At 55.1% G+C, this 22,449-nt stretch carries 20 protein-coding genes and 3 tRNA genes; 6 read left to right on the plus strand and 17 right to left on the minus strand.

Features of this window, described 5'->3' with window-relative positions; all coding sequences use genetic code 11:
- The first annotated feature begins 178 nt into the window (after positions 1-178).
- On the plus strand, positions 179-2,365 hold the full coding sequence (gene fhuE, locus OGX96_RS20225; protein WP_286584126.1) for a ferric-rhodotorulic acid/ferric-coprogen receptor FhuE: 2,187 nt from the start codon (positions 179-181) through the stop codon (positions 2,363-2,365).
- Positions 2,366-2,387: 22 nt separating this feature from the next.
- Here fhuE and paaY read toward each other — a convergent pair whose 3' ends face one another.
- The 13 genes from paaY to paaA all read right to left on the minus strand — a co-directional run bounded on the left by paaY (position 2,388) and on the right by paaA (position 13,603).
- On the minus strand, positions 2,388-2,984 hold the full coding sequence (paaY, locus tag OGX96_RS20230; protein WP_198802019.1) for a phenylacetic acid degradation protein PaaY: 597 nt from the start codon (positions 2,982-2,984) through the stop codon (positions 2,388-2,390).
- A gap of 11 nt (positions 2,985-2,995) precedes the next feature.
- Positions 2,996-3,922, minus strand: coding sequence for a phenylacetic acid degradation operon negative regulatory protein PaaX (gene paaX, locus OGX96_RS20235; protein WP_286584127.1), 927 nt, complete (start codon positions 3,920-3,922; stop codon positions 2,996-2,998).
- A gap of 157 nt (positions 3,923-4,079) precedes the next feature.
- A complete protein-coding gene (gene paaK / locus OGX96_RS20240; protein WP_003832244.1) occupies positions 4,080-5,399 on the minus strand; it encodes a phenylacetate--CoA ligase PaaK in 1,320 nt (439 codons plus the stop codon).
- 28 nt (positions 5,400-5,427) lie between these two features.
- Entirely contained in the window at positions 5,428-6,633 is a 1,206-nt protein-coding gene (gene pcaF / locus OGX96_RS20245; RefSeq protein WP_286584128.1) for a 3-oxoadipyl-CoA thiolase, read from the minus strand.
- Positions 6,633-7,055, minus strand: a complete 423-nt coding sequence (paaI, locus tag OGX96_RS20250) for a hydroxyphenylacetyl-CoA thioesterase PaaI (protein ID WP_003832239.1) — start codon at positions 7,053-7,055, stop codon at positions 6,633-6,635. Before paaI ends, pcaF begins: the two co-directional genes overlap by 1 nt.
- The gene (gene paaH / locus OGX96_RS20255; RefSeq protein WP_286584129.1) at positions 7,048-8,466 is read right to left on the minus strand and encodes a 3-hydroxyacyl-CoA dehydrogenase PaaH; all 1,419 of its coding nucleotides are present in this window, start codon (positions 8,464-8,466) and stop codon (positions 7,048-7,050) included. The genes paaI and paaH overlap by 8 nt, the downstream gene beginning before the upstream one ends.
- A 3-nt stretch (positions 8,467-8,469) precedes the next feature.
- Positions 8,470-9,258 carry a 2-(1,2-epoxy-1,2-dihydrophenyl)acetyl-CoA isomerase PaaG gene (paaG, locus tag OGX96_RS20260; protein ID WP_286584130.1) on the minus strand — a complete coding sequence of 263 codons (789 nt, stop codon included), beginning with the start codon at positions 9,256-9,258 and terminating at the stop codon, positions 8,470-8,472.
- Between the two features lie 2 nt (positions 9,259-9,260).
- Positions 9,261-10,028: a 2,3-dehydroadipyl-CoA hydratase PaaF gene (gene paaF, locus OGX96_RS20265; protein ID WP_286584131.1), complete on the minus strand. Its 768-nt coding sequence runs from the start codon at positions 10,026-10,028 to the stop codon at positions 9,261-9,263.
- Positions 10,025-11,095, minus strand: coding sequence for a 1,2-phenylacetyl-CoA epoxidase subunit PaaE (gene paaE, locus OGX96_RS20270; RefSeq protein ID WP_168978368.1), 1,071 nt, complete (start codon positions 11,093-11,095; stop codon positions 10,025-10,027). The genes paaF and paaE overlap by 4 nt, the downstream gene beginning before the upstream one ends.
- A gap of 7 nt (positions 11,096-11,102) precedes the next feature.
- Entirely contained in the window at positions 11,103-11,600 is a 498-nt protein-coding gene (paaD, locus tag OGX96_RS20275; RefSeq protein WP_008784413.1) for a 1,2-phenylacetyl-CoA epoxidase subunit PaaD, read from the minus strand.
- 12 nt (positions 11,601-11,612) lie between these two features.
- Positions 11,613-12,368, minus strand: a complete 756-nt coding sequence (paaC, locus tag OGX96_RS20280) for a 1,2-phenylacetyl-CoA epoxidase subunit PaaC (RefSeq protein WP_286584132.1) — start codon at positions 12,366-12,368, stop codon at positions 11,613-11,615.
- A gap of 7 nt (positions 12,369-12,375) precedes the next feature.
- On the minus strand, positions 12,376-12,663 hold the full coding sequence (paaB, locus tag OGX96_RS20285; protein ID WP_032943000.1) for a 1,2-phenylacetyl-CoA epoxidase subunit PaaB: 288 nt from the start codon (positions 12,661-12,663) through the stop codon (positions 12,376-12,378).
- A 10-nt stretch (positions 12,664-12,673) separates the two neighbouring features.
- Complete coding sequence (gene paaA / locus OGX96_RS20290) at positions 12,674-13,603, minus strand: 1,2-phenylacetyl-CoA epoxidase subunit PaaA (protein WP_008784410.1); 930 nt, start codon at positions 13,601-13,603, stop codon at positions 12,674-12,676.
- Between the two features lie 285 nt (positions 13,604-13,888).
- Here paaA and paaZ point away from each other — a divergent pair, with 285 nt between their 5' ends.
- On the plus strand, positions 13,889-15,934 hold the full coding sequence (gene paaZ, locus OGX96_RS20295; protein ID WP_286584133.1) for a phenylacetic acid degradation bifunctional protein PaaZ: 2,046 nt from the start codon (positions 13,889-13,891) through the stop codon (positions 15,932-15,934).
- 82 nt (positions 15,935-16,016) lie between these two features.
- Here paaZ and OGX96_RS20300 read toward each other — a convergent pair.
- A tRNA-Asn gene (locus tag OGX96_RS20300) sits at positions 16,017-16,092 on the minus strand.
- A 160-nt stretch (positions 16,093-16,252) separates the two neighbouring features.
- Between OGX96_RS20300 and OGX96_RS20305 the strand changes: the two genes are divergently transcribed.
- Positions 16,253-17,740, plus strand: coding sequence for an EmmdR/YeeO family multidrug/toxin efflux MATE transporter (locus OGX96_RS20305; RefSeq protein WP_003846749.1), 1,488 nt, complete (start codon positions 16,253-16,255; stop codon positions 17,738-17,740).
- Between the two features lie 99 nt (positions 17,741-17,839).
- Positions 17,840-17,915 (plus strand) — tRNA-Asn (locus OGX96_RS20310).
- Positions 17,916-17,931: 16 nt separating this feature from the next.
- On the opposite strand, the gene OGX96_RS20315 is transcribed toward OGX96_RS20310, so the two are convergent.
- The 3 genes from OGX96_RS20315 to nac form a co-directional block, all read right to left on the minus strand.
- Positions 17,932-18,123 (minus strand): hypothetical protein, encoded by a 192-nt coding sequence (locus OGX96_RS20315; protein ID WP_008784392.1) that lies wholly within the window; start codon positions 18,121-18,123, stop codon positions 17,932-17,934.
- Between the two features lie 410 nt (positions 18,124-18,533).
- Positions 18,534-19,484, minus strand: coding sequence for an HTH-type transcriptional regulator Cbl (gene cbl, locus OGX96_RS20320; RefSeq protein WP_286584134.1), 951 nt, complete (start codon positions 19,482-19,484; stop codon positions 18,534-18,536).
- Positions 19,485-19,585: 101 nt separating this feature from the next.
- Positions 19,586-20,503, minus strand: coding sequence for a nitrogen assimilation transcriptional regulator NAC (gene nac, locus OGX96_RS20325; RefSeq protein ID WP_008784390.1), 918 nt, complete (start codon positions 20,501-20,503; stop codon positions 19,586-19,588).
- A gap of 326 nt (positions 20,504-20,829) precedes the next feature.
- Between nac and OGX96_RS20330 the strand changes: the two genes are divergently transcribed.
- Together OGX96_RS20330 and OGX96_RS20335 are read left to right on the plus strand one after the other, a co-directional pair.
- Positions 20,830-20,905, plus strand: a tRNA-Asn gene (locus OGX96_RS20330).
- A 345-nt stretch (positions 20,906-21,250) separates the two neighbouring features.
- Positions 21,251-22,234, plus strand: coding sequence for an alpha/beta hydrolase (locus tag OGX96_RS20335; RefSeq protein ID WP_286584135.1), 984 nt, complete (start codon positions 21,251-21,253; stop codon positions 22,232-22,234).
- The last annotated feature ends 215 nt before the right edge of the window (positions 22,235-22,449 follow it).

Genomic DNA, 22,449 nt, shown 5'->3' on the forward strand with positions numbered 1-22,449 from the left:
TTAAGCATAGTACTGAAACAATATTTCATTTATCGCGTAGCATCTGTTTACACATTGAATGTTAATGCGTATATTTCGCATTTGTATTTACATGCGCATTTAATAGTTTACAACCAAAGGGTTTATCACAACTACCGGTGATTCGAACTTAATATTAATAATTATCAAGGACTTTTCGATGTCTTTCACAACACTCAACGGGAATGTTCAACGCCAACCGGGGCTTGCCCCTTCTTTGCTGGCAGCATGCATCACGCTAGCCCTTTTACCTTCCACCAGCCTCGCAGCCCCTGCAGAAGAGACAGTGATCGTGGAAGGTTCTGCTCCTTCGGCATCCAGTGAGGAGCAAGATTACAGCGTTAAATCAACGACCGCTGGCACAAAAATGCAAATGACACAGCGCGATATTCCGCAATCGGTCAGCATTGTCAGCCAGCAACGCATGGAAGATCAGCAATTGCAAACGCTGGGCGATGTGATGGACAACACGTTGGGGATAAGCAAAAGCCAGGCGGATTCAGATCGCAGCAGCTATTACTCGCGCGGATTTCAGATTGATAACTATATGGTCGATGGGATCCCGACCTATTTTGAATCCCGCTGGAATCTCGGTGACGCCCTTTCTGACACCGCCCTTTTTGAGCGTGTCGAAGTGGTCCGTGGCGCAAACGGGCTAATGACCGGGACGGGTAACCCTTCAGCCTCCATTAACATGATCCGTAAGCATGCCACCAGCCGCGAGTTCACCGGTAATGTTTCAGCGGAATATGGCAGTTGGAACAAACAACGCTATGTGACCGATCTGCAAAGCCCGCTTACGGCAGACGGCAACGTGCGCGGTCGCATCGTGGCGGGTTACCAGAATAACGACTCCTGGCTTGATCGCTACAATAGCGAAAAAATGTTCTTCTCCGGGATTGTCGATGCCGATTTGGGTGACACCACCAGCCTGTCTGCGGGCTATGAATATCAGCGCATTGATATCAACAGCCCAACCTGGGGTGGATTGCCGCGCTGGAATACCGATGGCAGTAAAAACAGCTACGACCGTTCGCGCAGCACTGCGCCGGACTGGGCTTACAACGATAAAGACTTCAACAAAGTGTTTGTCACCATCAAACAGCGTTTTGCCGATACCTGGCAGGCGACCATGAACGCCACCCACTCCGAGGTCAAGTTCGACAGTAAAATGATGTACGTCGATGCCTATGTTAACAAGGCCGACGGCACGCTGATTGGCCCATATGGCAACTATGGTCCGGGATATGACTACGTCGGAGGAACCGGCTGGAACAGCGGCAAACGTAAAGTGGATGCTGTCGATCTATTCGCCGACGGCGGTTACGATCTGTTTGGTCGCCAGCATAATCTGATGTTGGGCGGCAGCTACAGTAAACAGAATAACCGTTATGAAAGCTCGTGGACGAACGTTTTCCCCAACGAAATCGGCAGCTTCTATACCTACGATGGTAACTTCCCTGAAACCAACTGGAACCCGCAGTCATTGGCTCAGGACGATACCACGCACATGAAATCGCTGTACGCCGCAACGCGTATTTCGCTGGCCGACCCACTGCATTTGATTGTTGGCGCACGTTACACCAACTGGCGTATCGACACCCTGACCTACAGCATGGAGCAAAACCACACCACGCCGTATGCGGGTCTGGTCTATGACATTGACGATAACTGGTCTACCTACGCCAGCTATACCTCAATCTTCCAGCCGCAGAACAAGCGCGACAGTTCCGGTAAATATCTCTCTCCGATCACCGGCAACAACTATGAGCTTGGCCTGAAGTCCGACTGGATGAACAGCCGTTTAACCACCACGCTCGCGGTGTTCCGCATTGAACAGGATAACGTAGCGCAATCAACCGGCGTGCCAATCGCCGGTAGCAATGGCGACACGGCCTTTAAAGCGATGGATGGTACGGTCAGCAAAGGGGTCGAATTCGAGATTAACGGTGCGATCACTGATAACTGGCAGATGACGTTTGGTGCGACACGCTATGTTGCAGAAGACAACGAAGGCAATGCAGTAAACCCAAACCTGCCGCGGACCACGGTAAAACTGTTTACCCGTTATCGCCTGCCAGCCATGCCGGAACTGACCGTCGGCGGTGGAGTTAACTGGCAGAATCGTGTTTACAGCGATACGGTCACGCCTTATGGCACATTCCGCGCGGAACAAGGAAGCTACGCCCTGGTAGATTTGTTCACCCGCTACCAGGTAACAAAAAACTTCTCAGTGCAGGGTAACCTTAATAACCTGTTCGATAAAACCTACGACACGAATATCGACGGTTCTATCGTTTATGGTGAGCCGCGCAACGTCAGCGTTACCGCCAGCTATCAGTTCTGACACCGGGTATTGTGTAGAATCGCTAACTCACTGACTTAGGTTGCAAATTCTCATCAAACTCCAGCCGCTTTCTGTCGGGTTCTACCGCAGTCAGCGGCTCCACTTCTGCAAGCGTCTGCTGACAGCGCTCCACCAGCACCTGATACTCGCGAGTGCCCTGTTTTTTCCACACCAGTTCCTGCTCAGTTAACATGCGAATCGCTTTTGCCGGGCTGCCGACAATCAGATGGTTGGCGGGCATCTCAGCGCGCGCTTTCACAAACGCCGAAGCACCAACGATACTGTTTTCACCGATGGTCGCGCCATCGATAATCACCGCGCTCATGCCGATCAGCGCGTTACGCCCAATCACACAGCCGTGCAGAATCGCGCCGTGGCCGATATGTCCGTCCTCTTCCACCACCGTATCCTGGCCGGGAAATCCGTGCATCACGCAGTTATCCTGGATATTCGCCCCATCTTTAACCACGATACGCCCAAAATCTCCGCGCAGGCTGGCGTTGGGACCAACATAAACACCTTTGCCGAGAATGACATCGCCAATCAGCACTGCGGTTGGGTGAACATAGCTTTCTGCAGGAACTACCGGGATCATCCCGTCAATCTGGTAAATCGGCATGGCTTCTCCTGTTACACCTCGGCTAATCCGCCGAAGCGTTGATAATAGAGCGGACCCGGCGCGGGCAGTTCCCCCACCGAGCTCTCGCCTTTTTCGCTGACGAAAACCTGGGCGCCGGGCGCAACACGTTGATAAATATTAATGCACAGCTGACGCGCCGTCTGACCCAGCCAGTGAGCAGGCAACAATTCTTCCGGCAGCAGCGGATCTTTGAGCACAACCCGACGATAGAAGTGAATGAGCAACAGGCGGATCTGGAAGCAGCGCTCTGGCGTAAGTTCGTCCGGCCCGGCGTCACGCAGTAGCGGTAAAAACGGACGGAACAGCATGATAAACGCCTCGTACATGGCATTTTGTTCGGTTAAGTGCCAGCACCCTTCTACCCGCTCACGCAGCGCAGCGCGGGAGAGTGCCAACGGCGAATGCGCCTCAAAAACGATGACGTTTTCCGCTACCCCAGCTTCATGAAGCAGCGACTGTACGTCCGCCAGCTTTTGCGATGGCGACGCCAGCAGACTCGGCGCCAGTACGCCAAAACCTTGCCATAACAGCTGCTTTTTAACTTCGGCCAGGGTATTTTTCTCCAGCCCCTCCGACAGCAGCAGCAGCCAGGTACCGTCCCACTCAGGGGCGCTGGCACGGTAGATTTTGCTCTCGGCGCGGCGCGTCAAGCGTAGCCCTTTATCACTCAGGCGGTAGAAACTGCGGCGGCCGATACGTACTACGTCCAGCCATTCTTCTTTATTAAGGCGAAACAGCGCGGTACGTACAAAACGCTCACCGAAGCCAAGCCCTTCCAGCAGCGCGGCAACGCTACCGAGCCAGACTTCTCCACCGCGTTGCGATAAACAGTCCCCGTAAAGCGAGGCGATAAGAGAGGTGCCGCTGACCGGCATTACGGTTACCGCCTGCTGAATAAAACTATCGAGTTTTTCCATATGATTCATACTGTTGTCTTTTTTGTCCTTTTTGAATCATAGCACAGGATAATTTCCGCGATATGGCAGGAATTTGTAGGCCGGATAAGGCAACGCCGCCATCCGGCAACTTGTGCGCTCTCGCCTGGTGGCGCTGCGCTTATCAGGCCTACGAGTCTTAACCGTTGGCGGCAACTTTGCGCAGGTCGAACACCCGGCACGCCTTTCCTTCTGAGCGCGGAATGCTGCCGCAGTTAACAATGCTTACGTCCGTTGAAATACCAACCATCGACTTAATACGATGACGCAAATGATGGCAAATCTGGCAGCGCTGCTCATGGCTTAGCACCAGGCTACTCTCTTTAAGCTCCACGCGTACCGAAAGCGAATCAAGATGTCCTCGGCGATCCACTTCCAACTGGTAATGCGGAGCCAGATGTTCAATCTTGAGGATCTCTTCTTCCACCTGCGATGGGAAGACGTTGACGCCGCGAATAATCAGCATATCGTCGCTGCGCCCGCTAATGCGATCCATACGACGCATCGTGCGCGCGGTACCCGGCAGCAGGCGCGTCAGGTCGCGGGTACGATAACGAATGACCGGTAGCGCTTCTTTCGTCAGCGTGGTGAACAGCAGTTCGCCGTGCTCGCCGTCGGCCAGTGGCGTACCGTCATCCGGATTGACCACTTCCGGGAAGAAATGATCCTCCCATATTGTCGGACCATCACCCGTTTCGATGCACTCCATCGCCACGCCCGGCCCCATCACTTCCGAGAGGCCATAAATATCCAGCGCCGTAATACCCAGACGACGTTCGATCTCCGCGCGCATCCCCGTTGTCCACGGCTCTGCGCCAAAGACACCGGTACGCAGCGAACAACCCCGCGCGTCACCGCCCATCTGGCGCTCCAGCTCTTCAATCAGGTTCAGACAGTAGGATGGCGTGACCATAATCATGTCAGGTTTGAAATCGCGAATCAGCTGCGCCTGTTTCTCGGTTTGACCGCCGGACATCGGGATAACCGTTGCCCCCAGGCGTTCCGCGCCGTAGTGCGCGCCCAGTCCGCCGGTGAAAAGGCCATAGCCATAAGCGACGTGGATTTTATCTTTCGCGGTACCGCCTGCGGCACGCAGCGAGCGGGCGACGATGTTAGCCCAGGTATCGATATCATTTTGCGTATAGCCCACCACCGTCGGTTTACCCGTGGTGCCGGATGATGCATGGATACGCACCACCTGCTCCATCGGTACCGCGAAGGTGTCGAAGGGATAGTTGTCACGCAGGTCCTGCTTGGTGGTGCAGGGAAACTTGCTCAGATCGCTCAGCTCACGGAAATCATCCGGGTGAACCCCCGCCGCGTCGAACTTACGGCGGTACATCGGGACATTTTCATAGGCGTGTTTTAACGTCCATTTCAGGCGCTCGGTTTGCAAAGCCTGTAATTCGTCACGCGATGCGGTTTCAATCGGATCTAATTTTGTTGTTGTCGTTGTCATTTTGTAGGGCACTCGCAGGTCAATTAGCTCACACTCGCTCAAGGATCATGGCAATGCCCTGACCCACGCCAATACACATCGTACACAGCGCATAACGTCCATTGCGTCGTTCCAGCTCCAGCGTTGCAGCCAGCGCTAACCGCACACCGCTCATCCCCAGCGGGTGACCTAAAGCGATAGCCCCCCCATTGGGATTCACGTGTTCTGCGTCATCTGCCAGTCCAAGCTGTCTCATCACACCCAACGCCTGGGCGGCAAAGGCTTCATTCAGCTCAATCACGTCCATATCGTTGATATTCAGCCCGGCGCGCTCCAGCACTTTTCGTACCGCAGGAACTGGCCCAAGCCCCATAAACTTCGGCTCCACGCCCGCCGTCGCCATCGCGACAATGCGTGCACGCGGCGTTAGTCCCTGGGCCTTTATGTGTTGCTCGCTGGCTACGATCATTGCTGCCGCGCCGTCGTTCACCCCAGAGGCATTGCCTGCGGTGACCACGCCGTTCTTACGAAACGGTGTTTTCAGTTGTGCGAGTTGCTCCAGCGTGGTTTCTGCACGCGGATGTTCATCTTCACGTACTGCGCTAACTGCCCCTTTCTTGCCAATGATTTGTACCGGCACAATTTCCTGCGCCAGAATGCCGTCACGCTGGGCATTCGCCGTGCGCTGCTGGCTGCGATACGCAAAGGCGTCCTGGTCCTCTCGGCTTATATTTAACAATTCAGCTACATTCTCCGCCGTTTCCGGCATGCTGTCAGTTCCGAATTGTTGCTGCATGAGCGGGTTCACAAAACGCCAGCCAATGGTGGTATCAAACATTTCTGCCTGACGCTGAAACGGCGCGATCGCTTTGCCCATTACAAACGGCGCGCGTGACATTGACTCAACACCACCAGCGATCAGCAGGTCGGCATCACCGGCTTTGATCGTGCGAGCAGCGAAGCCGATCGCATCAAGCCCGGAGCCGCACAGACGGTTGATGGTCGTGCCGGCAACGCTGTGCGGATACCCCGCCAGCAAGGTCGCCATATGCGCCACGTTGCGGTTATCCTCGCCCGCCTGGTTGGCGCAACCGAAGATCACATCGTCAATAGCGCTGGGATCCAGGCGTGGGTTGCGGTTGAGTAATTCACGCAACGGGATGGCCGCCAGATCGTCGGCACGCACGCCTGCCAGCGCCCCGCCGTAGCGACCAATCGGGGTACGAATACCGTCACAAATAAATGCGTCACGCATTAGACTTCTCCTGTAATCGTGCCACCGATGCGGTGGGATTTGCCGCGAAACAGAGCCACGGTTTTGTGTTGCTGATTGACAATTTCAATGTCGTAAACGCCAGTGAGTTTGCCTTGCTGCTTGACCCGCGCGGTGGCGGTCAGTTTGTCACCTGCAAAGGCCGGACGCAGAAAGTCGATACTGGCCGCTGAGGCTACTGCTGCCAGTCCCTGACTGTTGCAGGCGTAAGCAAAGGCAGTATCTGCCAGTGAAAACAGTTGCCCGCCGTGACAGGTCTGATGGCCATTCAGCTGCGACGGCGACACGGTCATGGTCATCTGTGAATAACCGTCGTCCATCTCAATAATTTCAATCCCCAGCGCCTGCGCGCAGGTGTCTTTCACATACATGGCGCGGGCGTTGCGCCAGGCTTCGTTACTCATGACGCATCTCCATCAGCGCTTTCTGGCGCAGCAGCGCACTCGGGCGATAGCGTTCTTCGCCGTAGTGCTGTTGTAGATTTTCCAGCAGACGCAGCACACGTCCCCAGCCGAGCGATTCGCCCCAGGCCAGCGGCCCGTGCGGGTAGTTGACCCCCAAGCGCATGGCGGTATCGATATCCTCGGCGCTGGCGACTCCTTTTTGCAGCGCATCCAGCGCCTCGTTCGCCAGCATCGCTACCGTGCGCCATACCAGCAGCCCTGGGTAGTCGGCAATACGCAGCACTTTTTTGCCCTGCTGCTGGAAGTAGTAAACCGCTTTGTCGGTGGCTGAAGCCGGGTTGGTTGGTGCGCTTGCCAGCACGACGGTGTCGCCCGCAGCATGGTCATACACCACCACCGGGCGCTGGTGCTGCGCGCTTAAGGCCAGCGCGGTTTCACCGGTAGTTTCAAGGAGCAGCACATCATCCAGTTCAGTGACAACGTCACGCTTGATATTTTTTGCTGCATTTTCAGGCGCTACCGCTGCAACAGCCAGTTCAGGCGATACCTCAGCAGGCCAGCAATAGACGCCGTGGCCGCTCTTCTTGCCCAGACGCCCCGCCAGAGCGAGCTCCTGTTGCAGCAAAGACGGTAGAAAACGGCGGTCCTGCCAGAAGGCGTTAAACACCGAACAGGTCACGGCAAAGTTGACGTCCTGACCAATCAAGTCGGTCAGCGCCAGCGGTCCCATCGGGAAGCCGCCGCCGTCACGCAGCGCCGCATCAATCACTTCCGCTGACGCAACCTGTTCTTCCAGCGCGCGCCAGGCTTCAGCGTAGTACGGACGCGCCACGCGGTTGACAATAAAACCCGGCGTTGAGCGGCAGCACACCGGCTGCTTGCCCCAGGCGATTACGCACTGGCAAAGCTGCTCGACTACCTCGGTTGAGGTGGCAAGGCCGCTCACCACTTCCACCAGTTTCATCACCGGTGCAGGGTTAAAGAAGTGCAGCCCCGCCACACGTTCCGGATGCTTCACTCCCGCCGCAATTGCGGTAATTGAGATCGACGAGGTATTACTGGTCAGCAGCGTTGACGGCAAACAGATCTCCGCCAACTGACTAAACAGCGCTTTTTTAATTTCCAGCCGCTCGGAAGCGGCTTCAATCACCAGTTGTGCATCGGCAAGCTGATTCAGTTCAGTCGCGGGTGCGATCCGTCCCAGCAGCTCACTGGCCTGTTCCGCACTGATTTTTCCACGACCAACACGAACGTCGAGTCGCTGGCGTATACCCTCAATGGCGCGAGTAATCGCCTCAGCGGAAATGTCATACAGCAGGACCGAATGTCCGGCGCTGGCAGCCACCTCGGCAATACCTGCACCCATTGTTCCGCCGCCGATCACGGCAACGCGATGAAGAGTTTGCGTCATGGCTTATTTCCCGCTGAACTGTGGTGGACGTTTGCCGAGGAAGGCGCTGACCCCTTCGCGGTAGTCGTCGCTGCGACCGGCCATGCGCTGGTAGTCGCGTTCAAGCTCAAGCTGCTGATCCAGCGTGTTGGTTTCGGAAAGCTGCAAGGCTTTCTTAATCAGCCCCAGGCCATAGGTCGGCTGCGTCGCGAAATGGCGCGCCATGGTCAACGCGGTATCTTTCAACTCGGCATCGTCGACCACTTGCCAGATCATGCCCCACTGCGCGGCCTGTTCGGCGCTGAGGTTATCGCCAAGCATCAGCAAACCCACGGCGCGAGCGCGACCGGCTACGCGCGGCAGCACCCAACTTCCGCCGCAGTCCGGCACCAGACCGAGCTTGCTGAAGGCCATGACAAACTTCGCCGAGTGCGCGGCGAGGACGATGTCGCAGCCCAAGGCCAGCGTGGCACCGGCACCAGCGGCAACGCCGTTGACGGCACAGATAACCGGCTTCGGCAGCGCGGCTAAGCGGCGCACCAGCGGGTTGTAGAAGCGTTCCACCGACATGCCCAGATCCGGCGCGGGGCCGCTCGGGTCAACGTTACGGTCGTTCAAATCCTGTCCGGCGCAAAATCCGCGTCCGGCACCGGTGATCAGCAGGCAACGAATGGTGTCGTCTCGCTCGGCCTGTTTCAGGCAATCGGCAAGCTGCTGGTGCATCACGTCGTTAAAGCTGTTGAGTCGGTCCGGGCGGTTCAGGGTGATAGTCATCACGCCCTGCTCCACTTCGCTGAGAATAAATGCGTCCACGATTAGCGTCCTTTAAATTCCGGTGTGCGTTTTTCTAAAAAGGCGCTGACGCCTTCACGACGATCTTCGGTGCCGCTCAGCAGCGTAAACAGCTGACGTTCCTGCACCAGACCGGCCTGGAGACCCATTTCTTGCGCAGCGCGTAGAGACTGTTTTGCCGCCCGCAGCGCCAGCGGTGAGTGATGGGCGATGGTCGCCGCCAGCTTGAGCGCGTATTCATCGGAGAGGTTCGCCGGGTGAATGTCACTCACCAGCCCGGCCCGTTGTGCTCGTTCGGCATCAATGCTTTCACCGCTCAGCACCATTCGGCTGGCCAGCGCTTTGCCAACACAACGGATAAGCCGCTGCGTACCGCCCGCCCCTGGCATGGTGCCGAGAGTAATCTCCGGCAGACCAAAACGCGCGTTATCCCCGGCAATCACCAGGTCGCACAGAAGAGCCAGCTCGCACCCGGCACCCAGCGCGTAACCGTTAACCACCGCGATCAGCGGCTTGTTGAAGGCATCAATACGTGCCCACAGGCGAGGACGAACATCGTCGAAAGTGGCGGGCAGATCTTTTTCCGCCATTTCGTTGAGATCGGCCCCGGCGGCGAAATAGCGCGGGTTGCCGCCAATCACGCAAACGCTGATGCTGGCGTCCGCCGCCGCGCTTTCCAGCGCGTCAGCAATCTGCGTTAGCAGCGCATTGTTCAGGGCGTTACGCGCCTGCGGACGGTTCAGGGTCAGTTGCAGTACACGGTCGTGACGGGAAATCAGCAGTTCGCTCATGCCATCCCCCGCGCATCGAAGTCGACCACTACGTCACCGCTGGTTGGCAGCGCCTGGCAGCTCAGCACATAGCCCGCCGCCAGTTCATCGGCTTCAAGGCTGTAGTTGGCGGCCATCGCCACCTCGCCGCTGACCACCTTGCATTTGCAGGTGGCGCACACGCCGCCTTTACAGGCGAACGGCAGGTCAGCGCCCTGGCGCAGCGCGGCGTCGAGAATGCTGTCATCTTCCGCATTCAGTGAAATCAGGCGATCGCGCCCATCCTGACGAAGGGTGACCGTGCGGCCTTCCGCCTGCACGCCGGTGGCGCGTTTCACGCTGGTCCCCGGCGTATTGAAACGCTCAAGGTGAATGGATTTTTCCGCTATGCCCAGTTCGCGCAGTGCCACTTCGGCTTCATCCATCATTGCCGATGGGCCACAGATAAAGGCGTCGTCAAAGCGGCTAAAATCGAGCAGGTTTTTGCCCAGCGCACGCAGTTTGTCGCCGTCGATACGACCCTGTAGCAGATCGCTGTCCATCGACTCCTGACTGAACAGGTGCACCACCTGTAAACGCTGCGGATAGCGGTCTTTCAGATCGGCCAGCGCCTGACGGAACATCATGCTGTGGCTGCTGCGGTTGCCGTAGATCAGGGTGAACTGGCTGGCCGGTTCGGTCGTCAGCGTCGCTTCAATAATCGCCATCATCGGCGTAATGCCGGACCCGGCGGCAATCGCCAGATATTCGGCTTCGCGCTCGGCCTGCGGCTGGTAGCCGAAGTGCCCTTGCGGCACCATCACCTCCAGCGCCATACCCTGCTGGATATCCTGCTGGGCATAGCGGGAGAAACGCCCACCGTCGATAGCTTTAACCGCGACACTAATTTCCGACGGCGAGCGGCTGCGACAAATGGAGTAACACCGACGCAGCTCTTCTCCACCGAGGTGAGCTTTCAGCGTCAAATGCTGGCCCGGTCGGAAGGCGTAGGCATTACGCAGCGCGTCGGGAATGGTGAAAGTGATGGTCACCGCATCGCGCGTTTCCGCTTCGACGTTGGCCACGGTAAGCGAATGAAATGTTGTCATTGCAACCTCAGATGCATTTAAAGTAATCAAAGGGTTCACGGCAGCTGTCGCAGCGATACAACGCTTTACAGGCCGTGGATCCGAATTCGCTAATCAGCGAGGTATGGGTGCTGGCGCAGCGCGGGCACTGTACGTCAGTTGGCATTTCGGCATGACAGGCGTGGGCCTGCGGCGGGCTGATACCATACTGGCGCAGGCGTTCGCGGGCGTCCGGGCTCATCCAGTCAGTGGTCCACGGTGGGTCAAGCTGCAGGACGATATGTACTGGCGTATAGCCGTGCTCCGCCATCACCATGCGAATTTCACCCAGTAGATGCTCGGTGGCCGGGCAGCCGGAGTATGTCGGCGTAAAGCCGATTACCCAGCCGTCGCCGCAGCGCTCAACGCTGCGTACCATGCCGAGATCGGTGATGGTCAGCACCGGCACTTCCGGATCGGAAATCGCACTTAACAGCCCCCAAACGGTGTGCACCTCTGGCGGTGCGACCGCGGTAAGACGTTGCATAGCCACCCCCTGCTACCACTGCTGACCAGGATACGCACGCTGCAAGTACTGCATCTCGGCCAACATCGGCCCGAGATGTTCGCTGTGTAGCCCCTGCTTACCGCCGTTGCGAAACGCCGCCTCTTGCGGAACGTGTAAACCAGAATCAATCAGCGCAGTGTGTACCGTCGTCTGCCATTCGGTTTGCAGTTCGCGCGGATCGACGGCAATGCCCTGCCTGGCCAGAGCGATCTCCAGTTCGTCGGCAAGGAACAATTCGCCGGTGTAACGCCACAGATTGTCCACCGCCTTCTGCATCAGTTGCGCGGAGTAGTCAGTACCATTCCCCAGTCGCTCCAGCCAGCCGCGGCTGAAGCGCAGGTGATAACGCACTTCTTTCAGTCCTTTGGCAGCGATAGCCGCAATCTGCTTATCGCGGCTGTTAACCAAACGAGTGAACAGCGCCACATGCCAGACGTCGATAAAGAACTGGCGAGCGATCGTGTCGGCAAAGTTGCCGTTAGGCTGTTCCACCAGCAACAGATTGCGGAACTGACGCTCGTCACGACCAAAAGCCAGCGTGTCTTCGTCGCCGCTACCCGCCAGTTCGGCTGCGTAGCTGAGGAAGTTGCGCGCCTGCCCCAGCAGGTCGAGGCCGATATTAGCCAGCGCCAGATCAATCTCCAGCTCCGGCGCATGACCGCACCAGGCACCCAGACGCTGAGTCAGCACCAGGCCGTTATCGCCCAGACGCAGGGCATAGGTTGCAACGGGATTCAGGTTATTCATCGTTGCCTCACATATGTTCCATGCCGTCCGGCACGGTGTAGAACGTGGGATGGCGATAGACTTTGCTCTCCGCCGGGTCAAAAAACTCACCGCGTTCTTCCGGCTGTGACGCAACAATTTCGCTGGCTTTCACCACCCAGATGGAGCAGCCTTCGCTGCGGCGTGTATAGGCATCGCGTGCATTTTCCAGCGCCATCTGGTCATCGGCGGCATGCAGACTGCCAACGTGACGGTGTGATAACCCCTGTTTGCTGCGGACAAAAACTTCGTATAACGGCCAGTATGTTTTGCTCATGACTCTCTCCTTACGCCGCGTCGCGGGCCTGTTGCTTTTCGGCGTGCGCCAGTGCGGCCTCGCGCACCCATGCCCCTTCTTCCCAGGCCTTACGCTTTGCGCCCAGACGTTCGTGGTTACAGACACCACGACCGTTGATGACCTCATTAAATTCCTGCCAGTCGATCTCACCGAATCGATATTTCCCCGTCGCTTCATCAAGCTGTAGGTCGGCGTCCGGCACGGTCATACCGAGAATTTCTACCTGCGGGACCGTGTTATCAACAAAGCGCTGACGCAGTTCGTCGTTGGAGTGCAGTTTGATTTTCCACGCCATGCTGCGGGCGCTGTTCGGTGAGTTGTCGTCGTTCGGGCCAAACATCATTAGTGCAGGCCACCAGAAACGGTTGATGGCGTCCTGCAGCATCTGACGCTGATCCTCGCTACCGGTAGCCAGCGCCATACACGCTTCGAAGCCCTGACGCTGATGGAAGCTCTCTTCTTTGCAGATTTTGACCATCGCCCTGGCATACGGGCCGTAGGAGGTACGACACAGCGCCACCTGGTTAACAATCGCCGCGCCATCGACCAGCCAGCCGATCACACCGATATCCGCCCAACTGAGGGTTGGGTAGTTGAAGATGGAGGAGTATTTCATCTGGCCGTCGAGCATCTTCTGGTACAGATCTTCACGCGCGCAGCCCAGTGTTTCCGCCGCGCTGTAGAGGTACAGACCGTGTCCGGCCTCGTCCTGTACTTTTGCGAGCAGAATGGCCTTACGCCGCAGCGTAGGTGCGCGGGTTATCCAGTTGCCTTCCGGTAACATGCCGACAATTTCCGAGTGCGCATGCTGGCCAATCTGGCGGATCAGCGTCTTACGGTATGCGTCCGGCATCCAGTCCTGCGGCTCGATGGCCGTTTCCTGCGCGATGCGCTGGTCAAAGCGTTGTTCTTCTGTCACGTCATCACCTTATGATTCCGATAATTTCAACAAATCAATATTTGTGAATCACTTTGTTTTATAAAAGTTACATCTTGGTTAAATAAAACCACAAATTTTGTTTGCTGGTTTTGCGATACTTGTCGCAAATGGTTTTTGTTTATCCATTAATAACAGATAGATAACCAATGAAGGTAAAGTGTTCGCGATCTCATTGTTAATAAATTATTAAAATCTCTCTTGCATTTTGTGATTCATAAAATAACTATTTAAAGAGATATTACGGAACACATCTGGAGATTAACGATGCAGCAGTTAGCCAGTTATTTATCCGGTGCCTGGCAGACAGGCCGGGGCCGCACCCGCACCATCCACCACGCCCTTACCGGTGAAGCGCTTTGGGAAGTGACAAGCGTTGGACTGGATATGGCGCAGGCGCGCCGCTTTGCTATTGAGCACGGCGGCAAAGCGTTACAGGCGATGAGTTTTATTGAGCGCAGCGCGATGCTAAAAGCGGTGGCGAAGAATTTAATGGAACTGAAAGCCGATTTCTATGCCATATCCGCGCAAACCGGAGCAACGCGCGGTGACAGCTGGGTCGATATCGAAGGCGGCATTGGCACGCTTTTCACTTATGCCAGTCTCGGTGGCCGCGAGCTGCCGGACGATACGCTGTGGCCGGAAGACGAACTGATCCCGCTGTCCAAACAGGGCGGTTTTGCCGCACGCCACGTGCTGACCTCCAAATCCGGTGTTGCGGTGCATATCAACGCCTTTAACTTCCCCTGCTGGGGTATGTTAGAGAAGCTGGCGCCAACCTGGCTTGCCGGGATGCCAGCCATTATCAAACCTGCAACCGCCACCGCGCAGCTCACTCAGGCAATGGTGAAAGCGATTATCGACAGTGGCCTGGTACCGAACGGCGCAATTAGCCTTATCTGTGGCGGCGCGGGCGACCTGCTCGATCACCTCGACAGCCAGGATGTGGTGACCTTTACCGGTTCTGCTCATACCGGGCAACAGTTGCGCGTGCACCCCAATCTGGTGGCTAAATCGGTTCCATTCACCATGGAAGCGGATTCACTCAACTGCTGTGTGCTTGGTGATGACGTCACCCCAGAACAGCCTGAGTTTGCACTGTTTGTACGTGAAGTAGTGCGCGAGATGACGACCAAAGCCGGGCAGAAATGTACCGCTATCCGCCGCATTATCGTGCCACAGGCGCAGGTGAAAGCGGTCAGCGAGGCGCTGATTACCCGTCTGCAAAAAGTGGTAGTGGGCGATCCGGCGCAGGAAGGCGTGAAGATGGGGTCGCTGGTGAATAACGATCAGCGTCAGGACGTGCAGGATAATGTGAATCGTCTGGTTGAAGCCGGGTGTGAGGTGCTGCTGGGCGGAAAAGCAGATCTGAGCACGGCTGGGGCTTTCTTCCCCCCAACGCTGCTGTTTTGTCCGCAGCCGGATGAAATTGGCGCGGTACATGCAATTGAAGCCTTTGGTCCGGTCGCCACGCTGATGCCGTATCAGAATACCGGGCATGCCATGACGCTGGCGCGCGCCGGTGAAGGCAGTCTGGCAGGAACGCTGGTGACGGCGAGCGGCGAACTGGCGCGAGAGTTTGTCCTCGGTGCGGCCCGCGCCCACGGGCGTATTCAGGTGCTGAACGAAGAGTCCTCGGCGGAATCGACCGGTCACGGCTCTCCGCTGCCACAGTTGGTCCACGGCGGGCCTGGACGTGCAGGCGGCGGTGAAGAGCTGGGCGGTCTGCGCGCGGTGAAACACTACATGCAACGCACCGCCATTCAGGGCAGCCCAACCATGCTCGCGGCGGTAAGCCAACAGTGGGTGCGTGGCGCTCGGGTGGAGGAAGATCGTATTCACCCGTTCCGTAAATACTTCGAAGAGATCCAGCCGGGCGACAGCCTGCTGACGCCACGTCGTACACTGACCGAAGCGGATATCGTTAACTTTGCCTGCCTCAGCGGTGACCACTTCTACGCCCATATGGACAAGATTGCAGCAGCCGATTCCATTTTCGGCGAGCGCGTGGTGCACGGTTACTTCCTGATTTCCGCCGCAGCCGGTCTGTTTGTTGACGCGGGCGTCGGTCCGGTGATTGCCAACTATGGCATGGAAAACCTGCGCTTTATCGAGCCGGTTAAGCCGGGCGACACTATCCAGGTGCGTTTAACCTGCAAACGCAAAACGGTGAAACGTCAGCGCAATGCCGAAGAAAAAGCGACCGGCGTGGTGGAGTGGTCGGTGGAGATCTTTAATCAGCACCAGCAGGCGGTGGCGCTGTATTCCATTCTGACGTTGGTTGCGCGTCAGCATGGGGATTTCCCGGCGTAAGATTCCGGCGTAGCTTCGCTCGATCAGGCTTGAAACATAAAGCAAAAAGCCTGCTTAGTTTCCTAAGCAGGCTTCTTAAATATGGCTCCTCTGACTGGACTCGAACCAGTGACATACGGATTAACAGTCCGCCGTTCTACCGACTGAACTACAGAGGAATCGTTGTGGAGGCTTATCTTAGCGGCGAAAAAAATTTTGTCAAACCCCATTTCCTCGAATGCGAATCAATTGATGCTTCTCTCGACAGTTTGTTGCATTTACAGACATTTTAAATAGAAAAAACTTTGCAGCTTTTTTGATTCTCCCTCATCATTTGAAATGAGGTTTCAACTTTCTTCGTTAAGGTCCACTTTGAACGTCTCCGCTGCCTTACGCCAGGTCGCTTCCCGCACGCCCTGGTATGCCAAACGCAAGAGTTATAAGGTTCTCTTTTGGCGCGAAATCACTCCGCTGGCTGTCCCCATTTTTCTGGAAAACACCTGTGTGCTATTGATGGGTGTTCTCAGTACCTTCCTGGTCAGCTGGTTGGGAAAAGAAGCGATGGCCGGTGTCGGCCTCGCCGACAGCTTTAATATGGTCATCATGGCATTTTTCGCCGCCATCGATCTGGGCACCACCGTGGTTGTAGCATTTAGCCTCGGGAAACGAGATCGTCGACGGGCCAGAGCCGCGGCCAGACAATCACTGGTGATCATGACAATTTTTGCTACCGTTCTGGCAGCGGTCATTCACTATTTTGGTCAACAGATTATTGACGTTGTCGCAGGTGAAGCAACGCCAGACGTTAAAGCTTTGGCACTCACCTATCTGGAGCTGACGGTGCTCAGCTACCCGGCAGCAGCCATTGCGCTGATTGGCAGTGGCGCACTACGTGGAGCCGGAAATACAAAAATACCGTTGTTGATTAACGGCGGCATGAACATCCTGAATATCATCATCAGTAGCATCCTGATTTACGGGATCTTTTCCTGGCAAGGTCTGGGATTTGTGGGAGCAGGCCTGGGACTGACCATTTCGCGCTACATCGGGGCGATTGCCATCATCTGGGTACTGATGATTGGTTTTAACCCCGCGCTGCGAATTCCCTTCAAAAGCTATTTTAAGCCACTCAATCTCGCCATTATCTGGGAGGTGATGGGGATCGGCATTCCGGCAAGTATCGAGTCAGTGCTGTTCAATGGCGGTAAACTTTTGACGCAGATGTTTGTTTCAGGCATGGGAACCAGCGTTATCGCCGGGAACTTTATTGCATTTTCTATCGCCGCGCTTATCAACTTACCGGGGAATGCTTTAGGTTCCGCGTCGACAATCATTACCGGCAGGCGTCTGGGAAATGGCCAGATTGCCCAGGCTGAAATCCAGCTACGGCATGTATTCTGGCTGTCGACGATCGGCCTGACGGCAATTGCCTGGTTAACCGCTCCTTTCGCCGGGGTGATGGCCTCATTTTATACCCACGATCAGGATGTAAAAGAGGTCATAGTCATCCTGATTTGGCTCAACGCAGCATTTATGCCGATATGGGCAGCCTCCTGGGTATTACCAGCAGGCTTTAAAGGTGCGCGAGATGCACGTTTTGCTATGTGGGTATCGATGCTGGGCATGTGGGGCTGCCGCGTAGTCGCGGGTTACACCCTGGGTATCGTATTAGGATGGGGAGTTGTCGGCGTTTGGTTAGGCATGTTCTTCGACTGGGCCGTACGCGCCGCGTTATTTTACTGGCGTATGGTCACCGGCCGCTGGCTGTGGAAATACCCGCGCCCCGAACGCGAAAAGTGCATAAAACAACCGGTTGCGTCTGAATAAGCGGCGAAATGGGGAATATTTCAGCAAACGATCGCATTTATCCATTCAGGCTTTGACAACGCTGAGCGGCATCGCTAATATTCGCCTCGTTCAAACGATTCCTCTGTAGTTCAGTCGGTAGAACGGCGGACTGTTAATCCGTATGTCACTGGTTCGAGTCCAGTCAGAGGAGCCATATTTAAGAAGCCTGCTTAGGAAACTAAGCAGGCTTTTTGCTTTTCTGCGATCCCATTCGCCAGGTAGAGCGCTTCACTCCACACCAGGTTTTTCCATACTGCCGACGGGAGAATGTCCGTCTGCTTATGCAAAATGTCTCTATGATCCAATTCGTTAACGTCAGGGTTAAGTATCTTATCGTGCAACGACATCAGAATGAGACCCATACTTGCCCATGCCGATACTGCTGAAAGCAGCGCTAACCGCTTTATTAGTAATCCCACTGAGTACAATAGCCGGTGAGAAAGTCACGCTACGTTGCCCGGACAGAGGCTGGGCGGAGGTGACATTTCATTTGTTCCAGCACGTTAGCGTGCTGTGGGAAAACAATAGTTTTTATGTTTCCGATGCCCGGCGTAGTCAGAGTAATAAATTCTATACGTTTACCAATCGAGATGTTCTTTCGGTGAAGAATGGATTTCAGTTTATTTATGCGGATTCGGGCCGGGCGGTGTCTTGCTTGATATTGTCGCGGGTGCCGACGCAGGATCTGAGGCTGGAGACCTTGAGGTAACGCAGAGTTCTACCCGCCATTCGGTGACGTCAGAGAAGCCCGTTTACTCACGGGCTTTGGTAGTTAAATCTGATAATCAATCACCGCTTCATCTGGCTCCATCGCCTGGCGCTTAATTTCATCGACGGATAACCCTGCATTGCATAGCTCGATGAATCGCCAGACGTAGTTGCGCTGCAGCTGTCCGCGTTTAAGCCCTAGCCAAACGGTATTTGCATCAAACAAATGCCGGGTATCCAGACGGGTTAAGGTCCCCTCTTCCTGCTCGCCGCTGGATTGCTCTGCCACCAGCCCAATCCCCAACCCCAGCGACACGTAAGTTTTAATCACATCCGAGTCCTGGGCGCTGAGAATAATATCCGGTATCAGCCCTTTGCGAGCAAATGCTTCATCGATGCGGGAACGCCCTGTAATCCCCTGACGATAGGTAATTAACGGCCAGTGAGCAATAGACTCCAGCGTGAGCGGAGAGGCTTTCACTAACGGATGGTAATGAGGAACAAGCAGGCTGTGGTGCCAACGAAACCAGGGAAAAGCCACCAACAATGGATCGCTGCTCAGCCGCTCACTGGCAATTCCGATATCTGCCCCGCCATTTTGTAGCAGGACATCAATCTCCTGTGGCGTACCCTGAATAAGTTCCAGACGCACCTCAGGGAACAGCTCACGAAAAGCTTTTATCACCGCAGGCAAGCTATAGCGTGCCTGGGTATGCGTGGTGGCAATCGTCAGAACGCCGGACGTGTCATTGGTAAACAGATCCGCCAGTCGACGAACATTGCTGGCCTCATTCAGAATACGCTCGGCAATAACCAGCAAGGCTTTACCCGGTTCGGTCATGCCCAACAGGCGTTTACCGCGACGGATAAAAATCTCGATGCCAAGTTCATCTTCAAGTTCACGAATGTGTCGGCTGACGCCCGACTGCGAGGTGTACAGTATATTCGCGACCTCTGTCAGGTTGTAATCCTGACGGGCCGCCTCGCGGATTATTTTAAGTTGCTGGAAATTCACGTTTCGCTCCGGGCACATCAGACATTACGCTATTGTTAAAGTCTGATGCCCGGCATAACAAATAATAAAAACCTGCATCTTATTCCTTGCGGGAATAAGGTTTAGCTGACCAGCTGCAGCTCGCGATTTTCCAGCGCCGGACGGCTGACCAGCGACAACAGGATCTCCTTCACGGCCTGCGCCTGGGGCGATAAGCTCCCTCTGGCGGATACGTTCAACGATAATGGCAGATTCATCGACGGTGTTGTGATGCGCGCCATCCAGCCGTTAGCCGCATTGCATAATGAACGGGCGGCCGACTCAGGCAACACTGTGACACCCATACCACTGGCAATGGCGGCCGTTAGGGTGGAGATAGACTCAATTTCGCCAATCACTTTAGCCGTTAAGCGACGTAGCGAAAAAGCTTCATCCACGCGCAGGCGAACCGCGCTGTAATCCCGTGGCAAGAACAAATTCATCTGCGCCACTGCGGCTAAATCAACACTTTGCCCCGGACACTCACGCGTGCCGACCAGGTACAGATCCTCTTTAAGCAACGGTTGACTGCTGATGCCCGCCACAGGAGAACGCTCATAGAGCACAGCCATATCTAATTGCCCGCTGAGCAGCTTGTCATTCAGCACTGCCCCACTGTTTTCATGCAAATAGACCAGCACATCAGGCAATTCGGCACGTAGCGTCTGTAATAACGGCATGGTAATGGATGACGCGACTGTCCCCGGCGCAAGGCCGATAGAGACCTGTCCACTCAAGGTCTGGCCCACGTTATTAACCGCAAGTTGCGCCTGTTCGCACTGACGTAAAATCGTCCGGGCGTGGGTATATAGCACTTTTCCTGCTTCCGTCGGCGTGACGCCACGCTTGGTACGAATCAGCAATTGCTGATCCAGCTCACCTTCCAGCGTAGCGACCTGCTGGCTCAGCGCGGGTTGCGCAATGTGCAACACTTCCGCTGCCTGGGTCAGGCTACCAATATCGACGATTTTCACGAAATATTTCAGTCGTCTGAAGTTCATTTTGCCTCCTGTCGGAATACCAGAACCCGTGCTGGCAGTCATTGAATTCAGGATTGCAAGATGCTTGCCACTTTCTTCTAAAACGGTGTTTTACGGTTAAAGCCGCATAAAGTCAGGAGTAAAAGCGAAGGAAGATCATTCTGCACACCTAAGTATCTCATTCAGTCTGCCCTGGAAGAGGTAGACACGCACCAGAATGGGGCAAAAGCATAAAAAGACGGAAAGATCGCCGCTTTGCTGATTTTGTCAGCAAACGAACACACAAATGTATTTACCCCTTTGACAAGCCTCACCACCCTCGCTAATATGCGCCTCGTTCAAACGATTCCTCTGTAGTTCAGTCGGTAGAACGGCGGACTGTTAATCCGTATGTCACTGGTTCGAGTCCAGTCAGAGGAGCCATATTTAAGAAGCCTGCTTAGGAAACTAAGCAGGCTTTTTGCTTTTATGCCATTGCTCATTGCGCATATCAAAACCTCAACTTAGTTTGGCCAACACTTCATTCATAATAGCCGCAGGTATTTGTTCCAGACGCTTACCGTTCCGGGCTTCCATATCAATAGACAGGACCAACAATGAGTTGAGATGTCCGCTCTTCGCTCACTGCAGACTTTAAACTCACCCAGTACCTCCGTTCTGTGCCAGCAGCGGCGTTTTCTATCGCCGCTGATATATTAATCAATGGAGAGCAGGCCATATTTATAATATAAATTGACGGATACGCTGAATTTTACAGGAACATCTCCAATGAATATTGCCGCCTCAATTGCCCTTTTGGGCGCTTGCCCATTTGTGAGTCTGGCGGCAGTACCGGTGACCTTTTCCGAAACTGTCCTGGATGCCGCAGGGCCAAAAGGCCCTTTGAAAGGCACGTTACTCACCCCGAATTCAAAACCAACAGCCGTTGTTCTTATCGTTCCTGGCTCCGGGCCAACCGATCGGGATGGAAACAACCCGCTTGGTGTGAATGCATCGCCTTACCGACTTCTTGCTGAAGGCCTGGCTGCCAAAGGTTTTGCGACGCTTCGTATCGACAAACGTGGAATGTTCGCTAGCGCAATGGCCGTAGACGATGCCAATGCGGTGACGATTGCTGACTATGTTGACGACATTCGATCCTGGGTAGACGTGCTTAGACGTCACATGCACACTCCCTGTGTTTGGGTTTTAGGACACAGCGAAAGGGGCCTAGTCGCACTTGCCTCGGCTCAAGAAGAGAATGTGTGCGGTGTGGTTCTTATCGCAACGCCTGGGAGGCCGATGGGCGAGGTGTTGAGGGGGCAACTTAACGCTAATCCGGAAAATGAAATTCTATTAAAGCAGGCGCTGCCGATAATTGATGCTCTGGAGCATCGGCGGCGAGTCGATATTACGAATATTCACCCAGCACTGCAAAGTATCTTTAATCCTGCTGTTCAGGGGTTTTTGATCAATGCGTTTTCATATAATCCGGGTCATCTCATTTCGAGTATTTCCAAACCCGTGTTAGTGCTACAAGGGCAACGCGATCTCCAGGTGGAAGAAACGGATGCAAGACTGCTTAAGGCCGCGAATCCTCAAGCGTCCCTGGTTATACTGCCCAATATGAACCATGTTATGAAAGAGGTGACTTCGGACGATCGCAAAGCGAATATCGCGACATACGCTGAACCCGCGCTCCCCTTAGCTCCCGGTTTAATCGACTCGATTGAGCATTTCCTGATCCGCAACTCACTTTTTCCCGAAAAGTAACAGCTGCTCTGCTCTCGGTGTCCTCCCAAAAACGGTTTACTTTTAAAGAGTTCAGCATGCTTTAAAGCATTCGTCTGCTCCATGCTCACAGCAGACATGGTCAGATGTCATTCCAACTGTCACATGCCGGAAGCAGACTCCCCATCCCCATCCGATATCCACCTCATAACATTTTTATAAATAACAACGCATTAAGAAGTTCAACGTAATACAAT

Origin of the sequence: Citrobacter sp. Cpo100 (assembly GCF_030332595.1) — a bacterium.
GTDB classification, from domain to species: domain Bacteria; phylum Pseudomonadota; class Gammaproteobacteria; order Enterobacterales; family Enterobacteriaceae; genus Citrobacter; species Citrobacter portucalensis.

Excerpts from the sequence above, each read along its gene's own strand:
- fhuE (WP_286584126.1), top strand. The coding sequence starts at position 179 with ATGTCTTTCACAACACTCAACGGGAATGTTCAACGCCAACCGGGGCTT.
- paaY (WP_198802019.1), bottom strand. The coding sequence starts at position 2,984 with ATGCCGATTTACCAGATTGACGGGATGATCCCGGTAGTTCCTGCAGAA.
- paaX (WP_286584127.1), bottom strand. The coding sequence starts at position 3,922 with ATGGAAAAACTCGATAGTTTTATTCAGCAGGCGGTAACCGTAATGCCG.
- paaK (WP_003832244.1), bottom strand. The coding sequence starts at position 5,399 with ATGACAACGACAACAACAAAATTAGATCCGATTGAAACCGCATCGCGT.
- pcaF (WP_286584128.1), bottom strand. The coding sequence starts at position 6,633 with ATGCGTGACGCATTTATTTGTGACGGTATTCGTACCCCGATTGGTCGC.
- paaI (WP_003832239.1), bottom strand. The coding sequence starts at position 7,055 with ATGAGTAACGAAGCCTGGCGCAACGCCCGCGCCATGTATGTGAAAGAC.
- paaH (WP_286584129.1), bottom strand. The coding sequence starts at position 8,466 with ATGACGCAAACTCTTCATCGCGTTGCCGTGATCGGCGGCGGAACAATG.
- paaF (WP_286584131.1), bottom strand. The coding sequence starts at position 10,028 with ATGAGCGAACTGCTGATTTCCCGTCACGACCGTGTACTGCAACTGACC.
- paaE (WP_168978368.1), bottom strand. The coding sequence starts at position 11,095 with ATGACAACATTTCATTCGCTTACCGTGGCCAACGTCGAAGCGGAAACG.
- paaD (WP_008784413.1), bottom strand. The coding sequence starts at position 11,600 with ATGCAACGTCTTACCGCGGTCGCACCGCCAGAGGTGCACACCGTTTGG.
- paaC (WP_286584132.1), bottom strand. The coding sequence starts at position 12,368 with ATGAATAACCTGAATCCCGTTGCAACCTATGCCCTGCGTCTGGGCGAT.
- paaB (WP_032943000.1), bottom strand. The coding sequence starts at position 12,663 with ATGAGCAAAACATACTGGCCGTTATACGAAGTTTTTGTCCGCAGCAAA.
- paaZ (WP_286584133.1), top strand. The coding sequence starts at position 13,889 with ATGCAGCAGTTAGCCAGTTATTTATCCGGTGCCTGGCAGACAGGCCGG.
- OGX96_RS20305 (WP_003846749.1), top strand. The coding sequence starts at position 16,253 with ATGAGGTTTCAACTTTCTTCGTTAAGGTCCACTTTGAACGTCTCCGCT.
- OGX96_RS20315 (WP_008784392.1), bottom strand. The coding sequence starts at position 18,123 with ATGGGTCTCATTCTGATGTCGTTGCACGATAAGATACTTAACCCTGAC.
- nac (WP_008784390.1), bottom strand. The coding sequence starts at position 20,503 with ATGAACTTCAGACGACTGAAATATTTCGTGAAAATCGTCGATATTGGT.
- OGX96_RS20335 (WP_286584135.1), top strand. The coding sequence starts at position 21,251 with ATGAATATTGCCGCCTCAATTGCCCTTTTGGGCGCTTGCCCATTTGTG.